Genomic DNA, 20,807 nt, shown 5'->3' with positions numbered 1-20,807 from the left:
AACAACTGGTGGGCTCGAACAAGGAATTACCTGTTCACAGCCTCCACCGGGTATGCGCACCCTCGGGATGTGGGCGAGACAGCAGAGGCAGTGCGTGCCGGCGGCAACCGGTATCGGGGTAGCGCAGTAGATGCAGGACTACAGGTCGCGGACGAGCATTACTTCGTCTCGGTAGTCGGTGGGGGTGACGCGGATGGCGCGGGGGTGGCGGCCGACGGTGCGGTAGCCGAGGGGGTGGTAGAAGGTCTCCAGGCCCTGGCCGTCGCGGATGGTGAGTTGGAGCTGCTCGAGCCCCAGATCGGTGGCTGACCCGCGGAGGCCTTCCATCAGGATGCGGCCGGCGCCACTGCCCTGGTGTTTCGGGTGAACCATCACGCGCAGGACCGTGCGCCAGTGCGAGTGCAGAGTGCCGGCGCGGCTGACCAGCAGACCCATACCGACGTACCGCTCCCCGTCGTGCAGCACACCGAGCAGGTCGGACCCAGCCGCGACCCGGCCGAGTGCTTCGTCGAGGGTCTGCGCGACCTGCTCCACCGGAGCCGGTGCCGTGAAGCCGACCGCGCCACCTGCGTCGGTCGCCGCGACCCATGTGTCCAGCAGGTCGGCCCGCAACGCCGGATCGAGTGCTTCATCCGGTTCCACCACGACGTACTTCACGACACCTCCAAGTGCGACTAAGTTGCACCTACTCTAAGGCGTGCCGCGCCGGAACCGTGGTGAGCTTGTCGGGGTTCCGGATCAGGTAGAGCTCGGTGATCAGCTCCCCGGAGGTCTGCACGAAAGCGACCGTGTCCGCCTCGTCGCCGAAGTACACGACAAGCGCGACCTCGCCGTTCAGGGCAGCCGGCTGGAGCTCGAAGCCCGGGTTGGAGCTCATCACCCCGAACAGCCAGCGCGCGATCTTCTCGGGACCATGGATCGGCCTCAGCGCCGCGGACTTCTTCCCGCCGCCGTCGCTGATCAGCACCGCGTCCGGTGCGAGCAGCGCAACCACCTGAGCGAAATCGCCTGAGCCCGCCGCGGCCATGAACTGCATGGTGAGCTCGGTGTGCCGGGCCTTGTCGACCCGGTGCCGCGGCTGCCGGGCGTGGACGTGCTCACGGGCGCGGTGCGCGAGCTGCCGGACCGCAGCTTCGGAGCGTCCGAGCGTTTCGGCGATCTCGTCGTACGGCAGGTCGAAGACCTCACGCAGGACGAAGGTCGCGCGTTCGAGCGGTGAGAGCGTCTCCAGTACGACGAGCATCGCCATACTGACCGAGTCCGCCAGCTCAACCGCGGCCGCGGGGTCGGCGTCCGGCGCTTCGCAGCGCACGATCGGTTCGGGGAGCCATGGCCCGACGTACTGCTCGCGCCGCGCCTTCTGCTGGCGCAACCGGTTCAGTGCGAGCCGCGTCGTGATCCGGATCAGGTAGGCCCGAACGTCCCGCACCTCGTCGTGCGCCACCCCGGCCCACCGCAGCCACGCCTCCTGTACGACGTCTTCCGCGTCGCCGGCGCTCCCGACCACCCGGTACGCCGCCCCCAGCAGCACGGCCCGATGCTCATCGAACTCCCGCGCCAGCTGCTCGTCCGTCATGCCACCCACCTCTCGACACACCTATGTCCTACCACTCCGACACGGCAGCCCCGCCACTTGTGACATCGGAGTCACTGGATCTTCAAGACCCACACGATGACGGCAGCGACTGCTGCGGCGGTAGCGACATACGCCACGGTCCCGGCGACGGCCGGGCGCAGGTCGTAGCTGCGCTCGACGAATCGCACCAGGCCGAGCCCGATCACCGACGCCAACCCGATCACCGGTGAGAGGCCGATTCCGAGGATGATCATCGTCCCGCTGAGGTGGGGCGCCGCCATTGCGACCGCGACCGCCCCCACGGCGGTAGTGGCGAGCCAGCCGAGGTACCAGAGATAGCTGGTGCTCATCAGGAGAACCTCACCTGTACGGCGACCAGCGCGGCGGCCGCGACCAGCGCTCCGCCCGAGGCGAGGCTGCCGGTGAGTACGGGGTGCGGACCGCCGCCGTACTGGAACAGGGCGACCAGGCCGAGCCCGGCGAGCCAGCCCAGGATCAGGCTGGGGGCGAAGACGACCGCGGCGAACATGATCGGATTCGACGAGCCGCCCTTCGCTCCCGGCCGCTCGCCGACCCCGAGCGCGATCACCGCCAGGACGCCGAGCACAGTCCAGCCGAAGTAGGTCAGATAGGCGATCTTCATGCCTCTCAGCCTCGGGTCCGTGGCACCCTGGGTGCGTGAGTGCTTCTACCTGAAGTGCCTGAGTAGAGGTTGGATATTTTTCCACCTCATGGCATACTCATTCACATGAGCGCGAAGGTGGCGGTGGCCGGGGCCAGTGGTTACGCGGGAGGCGAGCTGCTTCGGCTGCTGAGTTCGCATCCTGGGGTCGAGATCGGCGCACTCACCGCCGGCGGGAACGCCGGGACGGCGCTCGGAGCGCATCACCCGCATCTCGTGCCGCTGGCCGGGCGCATCCTGGTCGAGACCACGGCGGAGCAACTCGCCGGTCACGACGTGGTGTTCCTGGCCCTTCCGCACGGACAGTCCGCCGGACTCGCCGAGCAGCTCGGCGAGGACGTCACCGTGATCGACTGCGGCGCGGACTTCCGGCTGACCGAGGCCGAGACGTGGGTGGAGTTCTACGGCGGTGAGCATGCAGGCTCGTGGCCGTACGGGCTCCCGGAGCTGCCCGGTCAGCGGGACAAGCTCCGCGGTTCGCACCGGGTCGCCGTGCCGGGTTGCTACCCGACTGTCTCCACCCTCGCGCTGCTGCCCGCCGTTCAGCGTGGCCTGGTCGACCCGACGCAGCTCGTCGTGGTCGCGGTCAGCGGGACGTCCGGAGCCGGCAAGGCACCGAAGGCGCACCTGCTCGGTGCCGAGGTGATGGGCTCCGCCTCCGCGTACGGCGTTGGTGGCGTGCACCGGCACACCCCCGAGATCGAGCAGAACCTCACGCCGTATGCCGCCGAGGGGCCGGTGAGTGTTTCCTTCACTCCCGTCCTGGTGCCGATGTCGCGTGGAATCCTCGCGACCTGCAGCGCACCGGTGGCCGAAGGCGCCGACCTGGCGACGCTGCGGCAGGCGTACGTGGACGCGTATGCCGACGAACCATTCATTCATCTCCTGCCCGAGGGACAGTGGCCGCAGACCCAGGCCACCCTCGGTGCGAACACCGTGCAGCTGCAGGTCACGATCGACCAGCGCATCGGCCGCGTCGTCGTGGTGGCCGCGATGGACAACCTCACCAAGGGCACCGCCGGCGCAGCCGTGCAGTGCATGAATCTGGCTCTCGGTCTCGACGAGACCGTGGCCCTTCCCCTCGTAGGAGTAGCACCGTGACCCTCGCAGTCACTCCCGCCACCCAAGTCGATCGGAGCGCCGGAGTGACCGCGCCGGCCGGCTTCCGCGCGGCCGGGGTGATCGCCGGGATCAAACCAGCAGGCAAACCCGACCTGACCCTCGTCGTCAACGACGGCCCACACGACGTCGCCGCCGGCGTCTTCACCACCAACAAGGTGAAGGCCGCACCGGTGCTGTGGTCGCAGCAGGTGCTCAGCGCCGGCAAGCTCAAAGCAGTAGTGCTCAACTCCGGCGGTGCGAACGCCTGCACTGGCCCGGAAGGTTTCCAGGACACGCACAAGACCGCAGAGAAGCTGGCTGAGGTTCTGAGCGTCGGTGCGGCCGAGATCGGCGTCTGCTCGACCGGTCTGATCGGTGAGCGGCTTCCGATGGAGAAGGTGCTCTCCGGCATCGATCAGGCAGTGGCTGCGCTGGCCCATGGCCCGGATGCCGGCCTCGACGCTGCCACGGCCGTCATGACCACCGACAACGTGCCGAAGCAGGCCGCGCTGACGCACCCGGGCGGCTGGAGCATCGGCGGGTTCGCCAAGGGCGCCGGGATGTGCGCGCCCAACATGGCCACCATGCTCAGCGTGATCACGACCGACGCCGTACTGGATCAGCCGCACCTCGACCACGCCCTGCGAAACGCGGTCGGCAAGACCTTCAACCGCCTCGACGTCGACGGCGGTACGTCGACCAACGACACCGTGCTGCTGTTGAGTTCGGGCGCCTCCGGGGTGACGGTCAGCCCGGATGAGTTCGAGGCCGCGTTGACCGCCCTGGCGGCAGACCTGGTGAAGCAGCTGCAGGCGGATGCCGAGGGCGTCACGAAGCACGTCAGCATCACCGTGCAGAACGCGGCGACCGAGGCCGAGGCGCTGGCCGCCGCGAAGATCGTGGCCGAGGACAACCTCTGCAAGACCGCCTTCTTCGCCTCCGACCCGAACTGGGGCCGGATCGCGATGGCCGTCGGCAACGCACCCACCGCGTTCGACCCGGCGCTGCTCGACATCACGCTGAACGGCGCCGCGATCTGCATCGCCGGCGGCAAGGGCGTCGACCGCTCCGAGGCCGACATCAGCGGCCTCGAGATCGACGTCGTGATCGACCTGCACGCAGGCCCCGCGTCCGCGACCGTCCTCACCACCGACCTCTCGCACGCGTACGTCGAAGAGAACTCGGCCTACTCCTCATGACGACGACTCATGCAGCCGCGGTCGAGAAGGCCGCCGTACTGACCGAAGCGTTGCCGTGGCTGAAGGAGTTCCACGGTAAGACGCTGGTGGTGAAGTACGGCGGGAACGCGATGGTCGACGACAAGCTCAAACAGGCGTTCGCCGAGGACATCGTCTTCCTCCGGTACGCCGGGGTCCGGGTCGTCGTCGTCCACGGCGGCGGGCCGCAGATCAGCGAGATGCTCGGCCGGCTCGGCATCGACAGCGAGTTCCGCGGCGGGCTGCGGGTCACCACGCCCGAGGCCATGGACGTCGTCGGCATGGTCCTGGTCGGTAAGGTCGGCCGTGAGCTCGTCGGGCTGCTGAACGCCCACGGCCCGTTCGCGGTCGGCATGTCCGGTGAGGACGCCGGACTGTTCACCGCCGAGCGGCGGGGCGCGATGATCGACGGCGAGTCGGTCGACATCGGCCTGGTCGGCGATGTCGTCAACGTCCGCCCGGAGGCCGTGATCGACCTGATCGACGCCGGCCGGATCCCGGTCGTCTCGACCATCGCACCGGACGAGGACGGCCAGGCCCACAACGTGAACGCCGACACCGCGGCCGCCGCGCTGGCTGCCGCCCTCGGGGCCGAGAAGCTCGTCGTACTGACCGATGTGGCCGGCCTCTACCGCAACTGGCCGGACAGCGAAGAGATCATCACGCAGATCGACACCGCCGAGCTGGCCGAGCTGCTGCCGTCGCTGTCGTCCGGCATGGTCCCGAAGATGGAGGCCTGTCTGCGCGCGGTCCAGGACGGGGTCTCCCGGGCCACCGTGATCGACGGGCGCGTCCCACACTCGCTACTGCTCGAGATCTTCACCGACGCCGGAAGTGGAACCCAGGTGATTCCCTCATGACAGAGTTGCTGACCGTCGATGGCACCCAGGCTGCCCTGACCGAGCGCTACACCGGTGCGCTGATGAACACCTTCGGTGCGCCGAAGCGGGTGCTGATCCGGGGCGAGGGCGCCTACCTGTGGGATGCCGACGGCAACAAATATCTCGACCTGCTCGGTGGTCTCGCGGTGAACTGCCTCGGCCACGCGCACCCGTTCGTGGTCTCCGCCGTCACCTCGCAGCTGGCGACCCTCGGCCACGTCTCGAACTTCTTCGCCTCCGCGCCGCAGATCGCGCTGGCCGAGAAGCTGCTCGGTCTCTTCGAGGCCCCGGGCAAGGTCTTCTTCACGAACTCCGGCACCGAGGCGAACGAAGCCGCGTTCAAGATCACCCGGCGGACCGGCCGGACCAAGATCGTCTCCACGGTCGGCGCCTTCCACGGCCGGACGATGGGCGCGCTCGCGGTGACCTGGAAGCCGGCGTACCGGGAGACCTTCGCGCCGCTGCCGGGTGACGTCACCTTCGTCCCGTACGGCGACGCCGAGGCGCTCGCGGCCGCGGTCGACGACGAGACGGCGGCTGTCGTGCTCGAGCCGATCCAGGGCGAGAACGGCGTCGTCGTACCGCCGGACGGTTATCTGCAGGCGGCGCGGCGGATCACCTCCGCGCACGGCGCGCTGCTGTGGCTCGACGAGATCCAGACCGGCGTCGGCCGGACCGGGACGTGGTTCGCGTACCAGACCGAGGGCATCACACCGGACATCGTGACGCTGGCCAAGGGGCTCGGCGCCGGGATCCCGATCGGTGCCTGTGTCGGGCTCGGCGCGGCCGCGGATCTGCTGCAGCCGGGGAACCACGGTACGACGTTCGGCGGCAACCCGGTCGCGGCGATCGCCGGGCTCGCGGTGCTGACCGTGATCGAGCGGGACGGCCTGCTCGCGCAGGTCAATGCCGTCGGCAATCATCTCGCGTCGTCGCTGATCGCGCTCGACCACCCGTTGATCGCGGGGGTCCGTGGTCGTGGGCTGCTGCTCGCGATCGAGCTGACCCAGCCGGTGTCGGACCAGGTCGCGGCGCTCGCGCTGGAGGCCGGGTTCGTGATCAACAACCCGATCCCGGACGCGCTGCGGCTCGCGCCGCCGTACATTCTCAGCAAGGCAGATGCCGACAGCTTCGTGGCCGCGTTGCCCGGCCTCCTCGACCAGGTGGTGATCCCATGACGGTCCGGCATTTTCTGCGGGACGACGACCTCAGCCCGGTCGAGCAGGACGAGGTCCTGACGCTGGCGCAGCAGCTCACCGCGGACCGCTACGGCCACCAGCCGCTGGCCGGGCCGAAGTCGGTCGCGGTGATCTTCGACAAGGCCTCCACCCGGACGCGGATCTCGTTCGCGGTCGGGATCGCCGAGCTCGGTGGCGCCTCGCTGATCATCGACGCGCAGTCCTCGCAGATGGGCCGTGGCGAGCCGATCGCCGACACCGCGCGAGTGCTGGACCGCCAGGTCGCAGCGATCGTGTGGCGGACTGCTGGGCAGACGCGCATCGAAGAGATGGCCGGAGCGTCACAGGTGCCGGTGGTCAACGCACTGACCGACGAGTTCCACCCCTGCCAGATCCTGGCCGACCTGCTCACCGTCCGGCAGCACAAGGGGCAGACAGCAGGGCTGAAGCTGGTGTACTTCGGGGACGGCGCCAACAACATGGCCCACTCGTATCTGCTCGGCGGTGCGACCGCCGGCATGCACGTGGTGATCGCCTCACCCACGGACTTCCAGCCCGACCCGGCCATCCTGGCCCGGGCCGTCGAGATCGCAGCCGAGACAGGTGGCTCGGCAGCGTGGACCGACGACCCGTGGACCGCAGTCGAAGCTGCGGACGTGATCGCCACCGACACCTGGGTGTCGATGGGGCAGGAGGCCGAAGCGTCCGATCGGGAAGCCCCGTTCGTGCCGTACGCGGTGACCGAACAGCTGGTCGCGAAGGCCAAGGACGACGCGATCGTGCTGCACTGCCTCCCGGCGTACCGGGGTAAAGAGATCGAGGCCGCGGTCCTCGACGGGCCACAATCGGTCGTATGGGACGAAGCAGAGAACCGGTTGCACGCGCAGAAGGCGCTGCTGTCGTGGCTGCTGGCGAGGAGCTTCGAAGCATGACCGAGCAGGTCGACCATCTCGTCAAGCACAGTAGTGGCGTTCCGACCACCAAGACCGCGCGGCAGCAGCGGATCGTCGACCTCCTCGGGCGGCAGCCGGTGCGGTCGCAGACCGAGCTGGCCGACCTGCTGTCGGCCTCCGGGCTGGTCGTCGGCCAGGCGACACTGTCCCGCGACCTGGTCGAGATCGGCGCGGTCAAGGTCCGGGATTCGTCCGGCCAGCAGGTGTACGCCGTACCGGGGGAGGGCGGCGACCGCACGCCGCGCGCCGGTGAGGCGGCCGCGTTCGAGGCCCGGCTGGCCCGGGTCGCGTCCGAGCTGCTGGTCTCGGCCGAGGGCAGCGCCAACCTGGTCATCCTGCGAACCCCGCCGGGAGCGGCTCAGTACCTCGCGTCGGCGATCGACCACGTGGGACTGGACGACGTTCTCGGCACCATCGCCGGCGACGACACCGTGATGCTCGTCAGCCGGAATCCGACCGGAGGAGACGCCCTGGCGGCCCGCCTCCTGTCCCTGGCCGCCCGCGAATCCAGATAGCTCAGCGAACGCTCCCGCCGGTTCGCGCCAAGTACGAGGCGACGGTAGACCGGCGGAGGGGGATACGGGATGGACGACTGGTTCGCGGCACAGGTGGAACGGCATGGACCGGATATCCATGCCTACCTGAGTCGCCGGACGGCCGACGGGGTCGCTGACGACCTGCTGGGTGACGTGTGGGTCGCCGCGTACGGCGGGCGCTCCGGATTCGACCCGGATCTCGGTGCGCCGCGGGCATGGCTGTTCGGCGTCGCTCGGCACGTGCTGCACGGCTACTACCGCAAGCACCGCCTCCGCAGCACCATGGCGCGCGCCATCGGTATCGACCGCCCAGTCGACGAAACAGCCGCGATAGACGCCCGCCTCGACGCAGCAGCCCTGGCACCCCAACTCCGCGAAGGCCTCCGCGCGTTGCCGCGCGCCGAACGTGACCTGCTCCTCCTGGTGGCCTGGGAGAACCTCAGCCCCACCGAAGCCGCTCAGGTCCTCGGCATCCCCGCCGGCACCGCCCGCTCCCGCCTCCACCGCGCCAGACAACGCATGGACGAACGCCTCTCCGGTTCGCCCCAAGTAGTGGACGAAACCACCCGACAGGAGGCCGACCGATGAACGACGACAACTGGACCACCCTGCAGTCCGCGGGCAAGGTCCCGCCGCCCTCACCCGAGGTGCTCGCCCACGCCACCCAGCGCGTTGAGGAAGCCGCGGCCCGCAGCAGCCGCCGGAACACTGTGCGCCAGCGCGTCCTGGTGCCGTTCCTCGCTGCCACCGCCACGGCTGCCGTGATCGGCGTGGTCGCACTCCAGCAGTCCGGTACTCCGACGGCGAACCCGGGCGTTAGCCCGACCACCACTGCGCCGACCACGCCCACGGCCACGCAGCCGACGCCTGCTCCCACCACCGGGAAGCCTCTCGGCCCTGGGGAGAACACCGCCAATTCCTGCGCGTACGCCTATGGCCCGGCCCAGCTGGCCAAGGCGGACATCGCCTTCGACGGCACCGTCGTCTCCGCCGTCCCCAACCCGTACCGAGAGCCGAACCCGCGCACCTGGACGGTCACCTTCACGGTGCACGAGTGGTTCCGTCCGTCCACCGGCGGCACGGAGACGAAGGCACTGCTCTGGGCGGGACCGGGCGGCCAAGTGCAGGTGAGCGAGCACGAGAGCTACGAGATCGGCGATCGGCTGCTGATCTCCGGCCGGACGGACACGGGAGTGACCGAGCCGTTGATCCCACCCCACGCCTGGGGCTGCGGGTTCAGCCGGACGTACGACGAGGCGACCGCTGCTACCTGGCGGAAGGTCCTGAGTAGATGACTGAGAGGATGGTTCGGTGAGTTCAGGTGAGAGTGCGGCCCTGTGGGGCGGACGGTTCGCGGGTGGGCCGGCCGATGCGTTGGCGGCGTTGAGCAAGTCGACCCATTTCGACTGGCGGCTGGCGCCGTACGACATCGCCGGCTCCAAGGCCCACGCCAAGGTGCTGCACCGAGCCGGTCTGCTGACCGACCCGGATCTGGACGCGATGCTCGCAGGGCTGGACAGCCTGCTGGCCGACGTCCTCAGCGGTGCGTTCCTGCCGGCCGAGAACGACGAGGACGTGCACACCGCGCTGGAGCGTGGCCTGCTGGATCGCCTCGGGGCTGAGTTGGGCGGTCGGCTGCGTGCCGGGCGTTCCCGCAACGACCAGGTGGCGACGCTGTTCAAGAGCTACCTGCGTGAGCACGGCCGCGTCATCGCCCGCCTGGTCCTGGACCAGGTGCACACGCTGGCCGACCAGGCCGAGAAGCACCTCGGTGTGGCGATGCCCGGTCGGACGCATCTGCAGCACGCCCAGCCGGTCCTGCTCTCGCACCATCTGCTCGCGCACGCCTGGCCGCTGGTCCGCGACCTGGATCGGCTCGCAGACTGGGACGCCCGCGTCGCCGCCGACTCGCCGTACGGGTCGGGTGCCCTGGCCGGCAGCTCGCTCGGGCTGGACCCGCAGTACGTCGCGACCGAGCTCGGCTTCACCAACTCCTCGGCGAACTCGATCGACGGTACGGCGTCCCGGGACTTCGTCGCGGAGTTCGCCTTCGTCACGGCCCAGATCGGGATCGACCTGTCCCGGCAGGCCGAGGAGGTGATCATCTGGGCGACGAAGGAGTTCGGTTTCGTCGAGCTGGACGACGCGTTCTCGACCGGGTCGAGCATCATGCCGCAGAAGAAGAACCCGGATATCGCCGAGCTCGCCCGCGGTAAGGCCGGTCGCCTGATCGGCAACCTGAGCGGTCTGCTCGCGACGCTGAAGGCGCAGCCGCTGGCCTACAACCGCGACCTGCAGGAGGACAAGGAGCCGGTCTTCGACTCCATCGACACCCTCGAGGTGCTGCTGCCCGCGTTCACCGGGATGATCCGGACGCTGCGCTTCAACACCGAGCGCTTGGAGGAGCTGGCCCCGCAGGGCTTCTCGCTCGCGACCGACATCGCCGAGTGGCTGGTCCGGCAGCAGGTCCCGTTCCGGGTCGCGCATGAGGTCGCAGGTGCGTGTGTCCAGGAGTGCGAGAAGCGCGGTATCGAGCTGTGGGACCTCACCGACGAGGACCTGGCGGCTATCTCCCCGTCACTCACACCGGATGTCCGCACGGTGCTGACCGTCGAAGGCTCGCTCGCCTCCCGCAACACTCGCGGAGGTACGTCGGTCGACCAGGTCACGCACCAACTGGCCGAACTGCACGCCCGCGCCGCCCAATACACCGCCCGCCTCGCTTAACTCCGCGATTTCACATGCTTCGCATGAGAGGCAGCCGCAAGCAGCTGGCGGGGCCCGTCCTCGACGTGGCCCCGCAACTGCTCGGCGCAGTCTTCCGCCACACCACAGCCGAAGGCACCGTCGCGGTCCGCATCACCGAGGTCGAGGCCTACGACGGCCCCAACGACCCCGGCTCCCACGCCTACCGCGGCGAAACCCCACGCAACGCGGTGATGTTCGGCCCAGCAGGTTTCCTCTACGTCTACTTCACCTACGGCATGCACTTCTGCATGAACGTAGTAACCGGCCCACCCGGCACCCCTTCAGCTGTCCTGCTCCGAGCAGGCGAGGTCATCGAGGGAGTGGAACTGGCACGCACCCGTCGAGGAGAGGTCAAGGATCGCGACCTCGCGCGGGGGCCGGCGCGGTTGTGTGTTGCTCTGGGCATCAACCGGGAGCAGAACGCAGTGGACCTGCTGGCGAAGGACTCCCCGGTCCGGCTGGTCGACGGACCCGGGTTTGACGGCACGGCCGCCACCGGCCCGCGCGTGGGTCTCCGCGAAGCGCCCGACTGGCCGTGGCGCTTCTGGATCCCCGACGACCCGACCGTCTCGCCGTACCGCCCGCACGTCCCCAAGCGGCGCGCCTAGCGGTTCGCCAGCTCCAGCACGAACTCCAGCTGCGGCAACCCGTGCTCAACCTCCGGATCCGGGAACAGCCCGATGTGGTGCACCCCAGCGGCCTCGAGCGTCTCAATGTGCGCGGCCGCGTCCTCAACGGTCCCGATCGCGCCGATCGCCGTCCACCACTCGTTCGGCATCCCGACCAGGCCGGCCACACCGGACTCGGCGTACAGCTTCTGCAGGTCGTCGTAGAACGGCAGCGCGGTCAGCCCCTTGTTCTTGCCGTCGAGCTGCCACCCCAGCCAGGGTGCAGTCCACTCGTACGCCGCCTTCCGGTCCTCGCGGATGCACATCGCAGCGAACGCGGCGATCACGAACCCGTCGGGTGATCCGGCCTGCGCCAGCGATTGACGCACGTACGGCGCGGTCGCGGGCTCGGCGAGCACCAGCCCGCCGGCCACCCGCCCGGCGAGCGCCATCGACTTCGGACCCTGCACGCCGAGCAGGATGGGCGGTGCGGTCGCCGGCGGTGCTTCGAGCTTCACGTCCTGCAGTTGCACGGTCTGGCCGTCGAACGTGACGCTCTCCCCGGCCAGCAACCGAGTGACCGCAGTTGTCACCTCGTCGAGCGCAGTGAGCGGCGACTTCGGCCGCACGCCCATCTGCCCCATCCACTCCTGCACACCGTGCCCGATGCCCGGCAGGAACCGTCCCGGCGCCAACGCATCCAGTGTCGCGAACTCCATCGCCGTCACCGCCGCCGTACGAGCCACTGCGGGCACGATGCCGAGCCCGACCGTCAGGCGCTCGGTCGACGCCAGCGCGGCGGCGACCAGCGACGGGCCGGAGGTGTAGAAGCAGTCCTCGATGATCCACAGGTCGTCGGCACCACCGGCCTCGAGCCTGCGGGCGACGTCGGTCACCAGGGCGGCGGGGAAGGTCCGCGGGAAGCACATCCCGACAGCAGCAGGGGTCTGAGTCATGCCACGACGGTAGAGGTCGGCACCGACAGTTCGGTAAAGGTCTGTCCAGGCGTCAGCTCGGGTGCGCGTAGCGGCCCTGGCTGCGGGTAGGTTTCGGTTATGGCCCGTCCGCACTATGCGTCCCGACTCGAGGACTGGTTCAACATCGGGGTGCAGGCGATTCTGCGGCGCCGGGGGTGGCGCGAGCGGATCATCCCGCAGGTCGGCTACGGCACCACGGAGTTCGTTCGGGTGCTGGCCCGCGTCGTACTGGGCCGGGACCCGCGCAGCCAGCCGCGGTTCGACGAGGACCACGTGGTGCGTGGCTGGCGGGTGTTCGTCACCGCGCCGGCAGTCAAGGTCGCAGTCAGCGTGACGGTCAACGGGCAGACGTTCGAAGCCATCACCGACCGGGGTGGCTTCGTCGACCTCACCGTGCCGGTGGTGCTGCCGCCGGGATGGCACGAGATCAATCTGGGCGTGCACGGCGAGCGGCAGGCCAGAGCGAGCATCTTCGTCCCGGATCCGGACGCGAAGTTCGGCCTGCTGAGCGATATCGACGACACCGTCATCCTGACGATGCTGCCGCGTCCGATGATCGCGGCCTGGAACACGTTCGTCCGTGAGGAGCAGGCGCGTCGCGTCGTTCCGGGGATGGCGGAGATGTACCAGGAGCTTCTGGCCGACCACCCGGGGGCGCCGATCTTCTACCTCTCCACCGGCGCCTGGAACACGGCACCGACCCTGACCCGCTTCCTCGCCCGGCACGGCTACCCGGTGGGACCGTTGCTGATGACGGACTGGGGACCGACCAACACTGGCTGGTTCCGCAGCGGTCAGGAACACAAGCGGACAGCGCTGCGCCGGCTGGCTCGCGAGTTCCCGAATGTCCGCTGGGTGCTGGTCGGCGACGACGGACAGCACGACCCCCAGCTGTACGGCGACTTCGCGCAGTCGCACCCGGATCACGTGCGGGCCATCGGCATCCGCCAGCTGACTCCTGCTGAGCAGGTGCTGTCCCACGGTCTGCCGGTGCCGAACCAGGACCCAGGCGCCCACGATCCGCACCGGCCGACGGCTGCAACGGTGCAGGGCCCGGACGGTCATGCGCTCCGGCCGCAGCTGCGCGACATCCTCGCGCGGCCTGAGCCCAGTTAGCCCCAGCTCCTCGTCGTACAGGACACTGGGTGTGTACCGACGTACTCGAGGAGAACAAGTGACGGACAGCGGGACTGCAAGTTCGGGGCGGCGGGGCGGGGAAGGTATCCAGCTGCGTACCCAGGTGCTGGATGACCTGGAGAGCCGCGGCCTGATCGCGCACTCCACCGATCCGGAGGCGCTTCGCAGCTCCATGGCGGAGGGTCCGATCACCTCGTATGTCGGCTTCGACCCCACAGCGCCCAGCCTGCACATGGGCAACCTGCTGCAGTTGCTGACGCTGCGCCGGCTCCAGCTGGCCGGTCACAACCCGATCGGTCTGGTCGGCGGTGCCACCGGACTGATCGGTGACCCGAAGGAGAGCTCCGAGCGGGTGCTGAACCCGAAGGACCTCGTGCACCAGTGGGTCGAGCGCGTCCGTAGCCAGGTGGAGAAGTTCATCGACTTCGACGAGTCGCTGCCGAACCCGGCCCGGATCGTGAACAACTACGACTGGACCAAAGACCTCAACACCCTCGACTTCCTCCGTGACGTCGGCAAGCACTTCCCGGTGAACCGCATGCTCGGCCGCGAGGTCGTGAAGGCGCGGCTGGAGCAGGGGATCAGCTACACCGAGTTCAGCTACGTCCTGCTGCAGTCGCTCGACTACCTGGAGCTGTACCGCCGGCACGGCTGCACATTGCAGACCGGCGGTAGTGACCAGTGGGGGAACCTCACCGCCGGCGTGGAGTTGATCCGGCGTTCCGACGCAGGCAAGGCGCACGCACTGGCCACCCCGCTGGTGACCAAGGCCGACGGCACCAAGTTCGGGAAGACGGAGTCCGGGTCGGTGTGGCTGGACCGTGAGCTGACTTCGCCGTACGCCTTCTACCAGTTCTGGTTCAACACCGACGACCGCGACGTGATGCAGCTGGTGCGGTACTACACGTTCCGTACGGCGGAGGAGATCGCGGAGCTCGAGCAGGCGACTGCAGAGCGGCCGCATGCGAGGGAAGCGCAGCGAGTGCTCGCAGAGGACGTCACAACGCTGGTGCACGGTGAGGGGGAGACCCGCGCTGTGCAGGAGGCGTCGAAGGCGCTCTTCGGCCAGGGGGAGCTTGCCGCGTTGGACGGCGACACCTTGCGAGCCGCGCTCCGCGAAGCACCGCACGTCGAACTGGGCGCCGGCGAACCGATGCCGACGTACGGCGATCTGTTGGTGAAGTCCGGTCTGGTCGCCAGCAAGTCGGCCGCGCGGCGCACGGTGGCCGAGGGCGGTGGGTACCTGAACAACGAGAAGGTGAAGGACGCCGAGTACGTGCCGGGCGCCGACGATCTGCTGCCTGGTGGCGTCCTCGTGCTGCGCCGTGGGAAGCGGTCGTTCGCAGGCGTGCTTCACTCGCACATCTAGGTTGCCGGAGGCAAATTACAGCCCTGTGATTCAGGGCACCGGAAACCGATTTGCATCCGGCGGGTGAACATCAGTATTGTTCTTCTTGTTGGGAGCGAGTGCAGGACGCGGAAGCGGCCGGACCTCCTAACCCCCCAAAGCTAGCGCAGCTGAAACGCGTCTACGGACTCGGGTCAGCAGCCTCCACGCGGGGCCTAGAGTCGGAAAAATCAAGTCTTGACTTGGTCGCTCCACTCGGGTAAAGTACTGCAGGTTGCCCCGGAAGCCTGGACTGCAAAGTTCAGCTGCGGTGTGCGTCCGATTCTTGAGAACTCAACAGCGTGCCGAAAGTCAATGCCGAGATTTAGCATTAACCCCGTGCATGGGCATCGGCGATTCTTTCACCCGGTCTATTCGGATGTGGGTGGGGGTTTTGTTTTGTCTGTGTTCGGATTCCTTTGAATGTAATTTATGGATTCAGTCAGTTTGATTGTCTCTGATGTTCAAAGGGTCAGTTCGAAGTTGTTGACTGTCCGGGAGCCTTCGGGTTTGCGGTTTGTCTATATTTTTCAACGGAGAGTTTGATCCTGGCTCAGGACGAACGCTGGCGGCGTGCTTAACACATGCAAGTCGAGCGGTAAGGCCCCTTCGGGGGTACACGAGCGGCGAACGGGTGAGTAACACGTGAGCAACCTACCCTCAACTTCGGGATAAGCCTCGGAAACGGGGTCTAATACCGGATATCATCTTCTGCTTCATGGCGGAGGGTTGAAAGTTCCGGCGGTTGGGGATGGGCTCGCGGCCTATCAGCTTGTTGGTGGGGTAATGGCCTACCAAGGCGTCGACGGGTAGCCGGCCTGAGAGGGCGACCGGCCACACTGGGACTGAGACACGGCCCAGACTCCTACGGGAGGCAGCAGTGGGGAATATTGCGCAATGGACGAAAGTCTGACGCAGCAACGCCGCGTGAGGGATGACGGCCTTCGGGTTGTAAACCTCTTTCAGCAGGGACGAAGCGAAAGTGACGGTACCTGCAGAAGAAGGACCGGCCAACTACGTGCCAGCAGCCGCGGTAATACGTAGGGTCCGAGCGTTGTCCGGAATTATTGGGCGTAAAGGGCTCGTAGGCGGTTCGTCACGTCGGGAGTGAAAACTCGGAGCTTAACTCCGAGCCTGCTTCCGATACGGGCAGACTAGAGGTAGGCAGGGGAGAGCGGAACTCCTGGTGTAGCGGTGGAATGCGCAGATATCAGGAAGAACACCGGTGGCGAAGGCGGCTCTCTGGGCCTTACCTGACGCTGAGGAGCGAAAGCGTGGGTAGCGAACAGGATTAGATACCCTGGTAGTCCACGCCGTAAACGTTGGGCGCTAGGTGTGGGGGACATTCCACGTCCTCCGTGCCGCAGCTAACGCATTAAGCGCCCCGCCTGGGGAGTACGGCCGCAAGGCTAAAACTCAAAGGAATTGACGGGGGCCCGCACAAGCGGCGGAGCATGCGGATTAATTCGATGCAACGCGAAGAACCTTACCTGGGTTTGACATATAGGGAAATCCTCCAGAGATGGGGGGTCCGTAAGGGTCCTATACAGGTGGTGCATGGCTGTCGTCAGCTCGTGTCGTGAGATGTTGGGTTAAGTCCCGCAACGAGCGCAACCCTCGTCCTATGTTGCCAGCACGTTATGGTGGGGACTCATAGGAGACTGCCGGGGTCAACTCGGAGGAAGGTGGGGATGACGTCAAGTCATCATGCCCCTTATGTCCAGGGCTTCACGCATGCTACAATGGCCGGTACAAAGGGCTGCGATACCGCAAGGTGGAGCGAATCCCAAAAAGCCGGTCTCAGTTCGGATTGGGGTCTGCAACTCGACCCCATGAAGTCGGAGTCGCTAGTAATCGCAGATCAGCAACGCTGCGGTGAATACGTTCCCGGGCCTTGTACACACCGCCCGTCACGTCATGAAAGTCGGCAACACCCGAAGCCGGTGGCCTAACCCTTGTGGAGGGAGCCGTCGAAGGTGGGGCTGGCGATTAGGACGAAGTCGTAACAAGGTAGCCGTACCGGAAGGTGCGGCTGGATCACCTCCTTTCTAAGGAGCATTCGGCGATCGAGCCCTCGAGGCGGTGCCTGTCTACTCGTCGTTTCCTGGACATCCGTTCCAGGGCGACGGTGCTTCGGAATGTGGAACATTGACCATTAGATGAGCAAGCAGAACCGAGTGAGTTAGTACTGCGAGCATCCACTTGTGGGTGTGAGCGTGGAACACGAACGACGTCGAGTGGATCATCGAGGCGCGCTGTTGGGTCCTGAGGAATCGGGCCTGACTGCCAGGGGAGTGATTCTCTGGTGGTTGGGACTTTTTCTTCTGGGTCACTTTCACACTGATCTTTGCGGATCGTGTGTGTCTGGTGGCTGGGGCCGGCTCTCATCAAACCGTTGGTGTGAGTGTGGATGTTCGGGTGTTTTGTTTCCCTGGAGATCGACGCTGACTCAGTAGGTGATGATAAGGGGCTGGTGTGCCTGGTCGTATTTTGAGAACTGTATAGTGGACGCGAGCATCTTTGTAGCGAATGTATTTTTTGTTGTTTTTTGACAAGCTACTAAGGGCAATCGGTGGATGTCTTGGCACCAAGAGCCGATGAAGGACGTTGGAGCCTGCGATAAGCCCCGGGGAGTTGGCAACCGAGCTGTGATCCGGGGGTGTCCGAATGGGGAAACCCAGCTGGCATTCTAAAGCCAGTTACCAGTGCCTGAACACATAGGGTTCTGGAGGGAACGCGGGGAAGTGAAACATCTCAGTACCCGCAGGAAGAGAAAACAATAGTGATTCCGTGAGTAGTGGCGAGCGAAAGCGGATGAGGCTAAACCATGTGCGTGTGATAACTGGCGTGTGTTGCGCATGTGGGGTTGTGGGAGCATTCAGGTCTTAACGCCATTGGACCGGGGAGTTATAAATCACTGTTGAAGTCGAATCTTCTGGAATGTTGAGCCGTAGTGGGTTATAGCCCTGTAGGCGTAAGACAGTGACTTCCGAGTGTTTTCCCAAGTAGCACGGGACTCTTGAAATCCCGTGTGAATCTGGCGGGACCACCCGCTAAGCCTAAATACTTCTTGGTGACCGATAGCGGACTAGTACCGTGAGGGAAAGATGAAAAGTACCCCGGGAGGGGAGTGAAATAGTACCTGAAACCGATTGCCTACAATCCGTCGGAGCATGTTCTTTGGAATGTGTGACGGCGTGCCTTTTGAAGAATGAGCCTGCGAGTTAGTGGTGTGTGGCGAGGTTAACCCGTGTGGGGTAGCCGTAGCGAAAGCGAGTCTGAATAGGGCGCTTTAGTCGCATGCTCTAGACCCGAAGCGGAGTGATCTATCCATGGGCAGGTTGAAGCGCGGGTAAGACCGCGTGGAGGACCGAACCCACCAGGGTTGAAAACCTGGGGGATGACCTGTGGATAGGGGTGAAAGGCCAATCAAACTCCGTGATAGCTGGTTCTCCCCGAAATGCATATAGGTGCAGCGTCGCGTGTTTCTTACCGGAGGTAGAGCACTGGATGGTCTAGGGGGCTTACCGGCTTACCGAAATCAGCCAAACTCCGAATGCCGGTAAGTGAGAGCGCGGCAGTGAGACTGCGGGGGATAAGCTCCGTAGTCGAGAGGGAAACAGCCCAGATCACCAGCTAAGGCCCCTAAGCGATTGCTAAGTGGAAAAGGATGTGGAGTTGCCCAGACAACCAGGAGGTTGGCTTAGAAGCAGCCACCCTTGAAAGAGTGCGTAATAGCTCACTGGTCAAGTGATTCCGCGCCGACAATGTAGCGGGGCTCAAGCAATCCGCCGAAGCTGTGGCATTTACACTATTACTCGGCCCAGACTTGATTTGGGTCCAGGTGTGTGGATGGGTAGGGGAGCGTCGTGCAGCGTGTGAAGCAGCCTAGTGATGGAGTTGTGGATGCTGCACGAGTGAGAATGCAGGCATGAGTAGCGAATGACGGGTGAGAAACCCGTCCGCCGGATGATCAAGGGTTCCAGGGTCAAGCTAATCTGCCCTGGGTAAGTCGGGACCTAAGGCGAGGCCGACAGGCGTAGTCGATGGACAACGGGTTGATATTCCCGTACCGGCATTAACACGACAAGACCGAACCCAGAAATGCTAAGAGCTCTGAGCTAGGCGGCCTTCGGGCCAAGTGGTGAGGATCTCGACCCGATTTGGTATTAGGTGCACTGAGGAGTGACGCAGGAGGGTAGTCCAACCGCGGCGATGGTAGGCGTAAGCTGATCCGCGGGCAAGGTGGTAGGGCGAGGCATAGGCAAATCCGTGTCTCACATAGCCTGAGAGCCGAGGCGGACCCGTTAAGGGGAAGTGGATGATCCCATGCTGCCGAGAAAAACTTCGTAGTGAGTGTTAGAGCCGCCCGTACCCCAAACCGACACAGGTGATCAGGTAGAGAATACCAAGGCGATCGAGTGAACCATGGTTAAGGAACTCGGCAAAATGCCCCCGTAACTTCGGGAGAAGGGGGGCCGGATGCGTTACATCCTTCTCGGGTGGAAGCGTTGATGGCCGCAGAGACCAGGCCCAAGCGACTGTTTACTAAAAACACAGGTCCGTGCGAAGAAGTAATTCGATGTATACGGACTGACGCCTGCCCGGTGCTGGAACGTTAAGGGGACAGGTTAGCTGGTTTAGGCCGGCGAAGCTTTGAACTTAAGCGCCAGTAAACGGCGGTGGTAACTATAACCATCCTAAGGTAGCGAAATTCCTTGTCGGGTAAGTTCCGACCTGCACGAATGGCGTAACGACTTGGGCGCTGTCTCAACCGTGGACTCGGCGAAATTGCATTACGAGTAAAGATGCTCGTTACGCGCAGCAGGACGGAAAGACCCCGGGACCTTTACTACAACTTGGTATTGGTGGTCGGTACAACTTGTGTAGGATAGGTGGGAGACTGTGAAGCTCGGACGCCAGTTCGGGTGGAGTCATCGTTGAAATACCACTCTGGTTGTTCTGGCTGTCTAACTTAGGTCCATTATCTGGATCAGGGACAGTGCCTGGTGGGTAGTTTGACTGGGGCGGTCGCCTCCTAAAAGGTAACGGAGGCGCTCAAAGGTTCCCTCAGCCTGGTTGGCAATCAGGTGTCGAGTGTAAGTGCACAAGGGAGCTTGACTGTGAGACAGACATGTCGAGCAGGGACGAAAGTCGGAACTAGTGATCCGGCGGTGGCATGTGGGAGCACCGTCGCTCAACGGATAAAAGGTACCCCGGGGATAACAGGCTGATCTTCCCCAAGAGTCCATATCGACGGGATGGTTTGGCACCTCGATGTCGGCTCGTCGCATCCTGGGGCTGGAGTAGGTCCCAAGGGTTGGGCTGTTCGCCCATTAAAGCGGCACGCGAGCTGGGTTTAGAACGTCGTGAGACAGTTCGGTCCCTATCCGCTGCGCGCGCAGGAGACTTGAGAAGGGCTGCCCCTAGTACGAGAGGACCGGGGTGGACGAACCTCTGGTGTGCCAGTTGTTCCGCCAGGAGCACGGCTGGTTGGCTACGTTCGGGAGTGATAACCGCTGAAAGCATCTAAGCGGGAAGCACGCTTCAAGATGAGGTCTCCCACCGGGTTAACCGGGTAAGGCCCCCAGTAGACCACTGGGTTGATAGGCCAGAAGTGGAAGCACCGTAAGGTGTGGAGCTGACTGGTACTAATAGGCCGAGGGCTTGTCACACACCAACCATTGGTTGGGCAACATGACTTGCTGTGCTACAGGTAACGATGTTCGCGTCCGCTGTACGGTTCCCAGAATATGAACAGGACCCCCAGCACCAACCCCCAGCCACCATGGTGAGGGTTGTGATTTGCAGGGTTGGTTGTTGATA

At 65.3% G+C, this 20,807-nt stretch carries 17 protein-coding genes and 2 rRNA genes; 14 read left to right on the top strand and 5 right to left on the bottom strand.

Annotation, left to right across the window (positions count from 1 at the left end; translation table 11 throughout):
• Positions 1 to 138 precede the first annotated feature (138 nt).
• The 4 genes from OG474_RS04580 to OG474_RS04565 form a co-directional block, all read right to left on the bottom strand.
• Positions 139 to 657 carry a GNAT family N-acetyltransferase gene (locus tag OG474_RS04580; protein WP_405060921.1) on the bottom strand — a complete coding sequence of 173 codons (519 nt, stop codon included), beginning with the start codon at positions 655 to 657 and terminating at the stop codon, positions 139 to 141.
• Positions 658 to 685: 28 nt separating this feature from the next.
• Positions 686 to 1,576, bottom strand: coding sequence for an RNA polymerase sigma-70 factor (locus tag OG474_RS04575; RefSeq protein ID WP_405060920.1), 891 nt, complete (start codon positions 1,574 to 1,576; stop codon positions 686 to 688).
• Positions 1,577 to 1,647: 71 nt separating this feature from the next.
• Positions 1,648 to 1,926, bottom strand: coding sequence for a hypothetical protein (locus tag OG474_RS04570; RefSeq protein WP_405060919.1), 279 nt, complete (start codon positions 1,924 to 1,926; stop codon positions 1,648 to 1,650).
• Positions 1,926 to 2,219 (bottom strand): hypothetical protein, encoded by a 294-nt coding sequence (locus tag OG474_RS04565; RefSeq protein ID WP_405060918.1) that lies wholly within the window; start codon positions 2,217 to 2,219, stop codon positions 1,926 to 1,928. Before OG474_RS04565 ends, OG474_RS04570 begins: the two co-directional genes overlap by 1 nt.
• Before the next feature lie 105 nt (positions 2,220 to 2,324).
• Here OG474_RS04565 and argC point away from each other — a divergent pair, with 105 nt between their 5' ends.
• The 10 genes from argC to OG474_RS04515 all read left to right on the top strand — a co-directional run bounded on the left by argC (position 2,325) and on the right by OG474_RS04515 (position 11,480).
• The gene (argC, locus tag OG474_RS04560) at positions 2,325 to 3,359 is read left to right on the top strand and encodes an N-acetyl-gamma-glutamyl-phosphate reductase (RefSeq protein ID WP_405060917.1); all 1,035 of its coding nucleotides are present in this window, start codon (positions 2,325 to 2,327) and stop codon (positions 3,357 to 3,359) included.
• A complete protein-coding gene (argJ, locus tag OG474_RS04555; protein ID WP_405060916.1) occupies positions 3,356 to 4,558 on the top strand; it encodes a bifunctional glutamate N-acetyltransferase/amino-acid acetyltransferase ArgJ in 1,203 nt (400 codons plus the stop codon). Before argC ends, argJ begins: the two co-directional genes overlap by 4 nt.
• The gene (argB, locus tag OG474_RS04550; protein WP_405060915.1) at positions 4,555 to 5,436 is read left to right on the top strand and encodes an acetylglutamate kinase; all 882 of its coding nucleotides are present in this window, start codon (positions 4,555 to 4,557) and stop codon (positions 5,434 to 5,436) included. The genes argJ and argB overlap by 4 nt, the downstream gene beginning before the upstream one ends.
• Positions 5,433 to 6,635, top strand: coding sequence for an acetylornithine transaminase (locus OG474_RS04545; protein ID WP_405060914.1), 1,203 nt, complete (start codon positions 5,433 to 5,435; stop codon positions 6,633 to 6,635). Before argB ends, OG474_RS04545 begins: the two co-directional genes overlap by 4 nt.
• Positions 6,632 to 7,567, top strand: coding sequence for an ornithine carbamoyltransferase (argF, locus tag OG474_RS04540; protein ID WP_405060913.1), 936 nt, complete (start codon positions 6,632 to 6,634; stop codon positions 7,565 to 7,567). Before OG474_RS04545 ends, argF begins: the two co-directional genes overlap by 4 nt.
• A complete protein-coding gene (locus OG474_RS04535) occupies positions 7,564 to 8,103 on the top strand; it encodes an arginine repressor (protein WP_405060912.1) in 540 nt (179 codons plus the stop codon). Before argF ends, OG474_RS04535 begins: the two co-directional genes overlap by 4 nt.
• 69 nt (positions 8,104 to 8,172) lie before the next feature.
• On the top strand, positions 8,173 to 8,712 hold the full coding sequence (locus OG474_RS04530) for an RNA polymerase sigma factor (RefSeq protein WP_405060911.1): 540 nt from the start codon (positions 8,173 to 8,175) through the stop codon (positions 8,710 to 8,712).
• Positions 8,709 to 9,419 (top strand): hypothetical protein, encoded by a 711-nt coding sequence (locus tag OG474_RS04525; RefSeq protein WP_405060910.1) that lies wholly within the window; start codon positions 8,709 to 8,711, stop codon positions 9,417 to 9,419. Before OG474_RS04530 ends, OG474_RS04525 begins: the two co-directional genes overlap by 4 nt.
• 16 nt (positions 9,420 to 9,435) lie before the next feature.
• On the top strand, positions 9,436 to 10,851 hold the full coding sequence (argH, locus tag OG474_RS04520) for an argininosuccinate lyase (protein WP_405060909.1): 1,416 nt from the start codon (positions 9,436 to 9,438) through the stop codon (positions 10,849 to 10,851).
• Positions 10,852 to 10,874: 23 nt separating this feature from the next.
• Entirely contained in the window at positions 10,875 to 11,480 is a 606-nt protein-coding gene (locus OG474_RS04515; RefSeq protein ID WP_405060908.1) for a DNA-3-methyladenine glycosylase, read from the top strand.
• Here OG474_RS04515 and OG474_RS04510 read toward each other — a convergent pair.
• Positions 11,477 to 12,436 carry an LLM class flavin-dependent oxidoreductase gene (locus OG474_RS04510; protein WP_405060906.1) on the bottom strand — a complete coding sequence of 320 codons (960 nt, stop codon included), beginning with the start codon at positions 12,434 to 12,436 and terminating at the stop codon, positions 11,477 to 11,479. The two genes, OG474_RS04515 and OG474_RS04510, sit on opposite strands and share 4 nt — an antisense overlap.
• Before the next feature lie 99 nt (positions 12,437 to 12,535).
• Between OG474_RS04510 and OG474_RS04505 the strand changes: the two genes are divergently transcribed.
• From OG474_RS04505 to OG474_RS04490, 4 genes are all read left to right on the top strand, one after another.
• Positions 12,536 to 13,573 (top strand): App1 family protein, encoded by a 1,038-nt coding sequence (locus tag OG474_RS04505; protein ID WP_405060905.1) that lies wholly within the window; start codon positions 12,536 to 12,538, stop codon positions 13,571 to 13,573.
• 58 nt (positions 13,574 to 13,631) lie between these two features.
• Positions 13,632 to 14,963, top strand: a complete 1,332-nt coding sequence (gene tyrS / locus OG474_RS04500; protein WP_405060904.1) for a tyrosine--tRNA ligase — start codon at positions 13,632 to 13,634, stop codon at positions 14,961 to 14,963.
• 548 nt (positions 14,964 to 15,511) lie between these two features.
• A 16S ribosomal RNA gene (locus tag OG474_RS04495) occupies positions 15,512 to 17,029 on the top strand.
• A 501-nt stretch (positions 17,030 to 17,530) separates the two neighbouring features.
• A 23S ribosomal RNA gene (locus OG474_RS04490) occupies positions 17,531 to 20,656 on the top strand.
• Together the 16S and 23S rRNA genes form the textbook arrangement of a ribosomal RNA operon.
• Positions 20,657 to 20,807 lie beyond the last annotated feature (151 nt).

Source organism: Kribbella sp. NBC_01505, from assembly GCF_045040285.1.
Lineage (GTDB): Bacteria > Actinomycetota > Actinomycetes > Propionibacteriales > Kribbellaceae > Kribbella.
Note: the sequence above shows the minus strand (reverse complement) of the source record. Positions and strands in the feature narration are given on the sequence as shown.

Coding starts and splice junctions, on each gene's coding strand:
- OG474_RS04575 (WP_405060920.1), bottom strand. CDS start 1,576: ATGACGGACGAGCAGCTGGCGCGGGAGTTCGATGAGCATCGGGCCGTG.
- OG474_RS04570 (WP_405060919.1), bottom strand. CDS start 1,926: ATGAGCACCAGCTATCTCTGGTACCTCGGCTGGCTCGCCACTACCGCC.
- OG474_RS04565 (WP_405060918.1), bottom strand. CDS start 2,219: ATGAAGATCGCCTATCTGACCTACTTCGGCTGGACTGTGCTCGGCGTC.
- argC (WP_405060917.1), top strand. CDS start 2,325: ATGAGCGCGAAGGTGGCGGTGGCCGGGGCCAGTGGTTACGCGGGAGGC.
- argB (WP_405060915.1), top strand. CDS start 4,555: ATGACGACGACTCATGCAGCCGCGGTCGAGAAGGCCGCCGTACTGACC.
- OG474_RS04545 (WP_405060914.1), top strand. CDS start 5,433: ATGACAGAGTTGCTGACCGTCGATGGCACCCAGGCTGCCCTGACCGAG.
- argF (WP_405060913.1), top strand. CDS start 6,632: ATGACGGTCCGGCATTTTCTGCGGGACGACGACCTCAGCCCGGTCGAG.
- OG474_RS04535 (WP_405060912.1), top strand. CDS start 7,564: ATGACCGAGCAGGTCGACCATCTCGTCAAGCACAGTAGTGGCGTTCCG.
- OG474_RS04530 (WP_405060911.1), top strand. CDS start 8,173: ATGGACGACTGGTTCGCGGCACAGGTGGAACGGCATGGACCGGATATC.
- OG474_RS04525 (WP_405060910.1), top strand. CDS start 8,709: ATGAACGACGACAACTGGACCACCCTGCAGTCCGCGGGCAAGGTCCCG.
- OG474_RS04515 (WP_405060908.1), top strand. CDS start 10,875: ATGAGAGGCAGCCGCAAGCAGCTGGCGGGGCCCGTCCTCGACGTGGCC.
- OG474_RS04510 (WP_405060906.1), bottom strand. CDS start 12,436: ATGACTCAGACCCCTGCTGCTGTCGGGATGTGCTTCCCGCGGACCTTC.
- OG474_RS04505 (WP_405060905.1), top strand. CDS start 12,536: ATGGCCCGTCCGCACTATGCGTCCCGACTCGAGGACTGGTTCAACATC.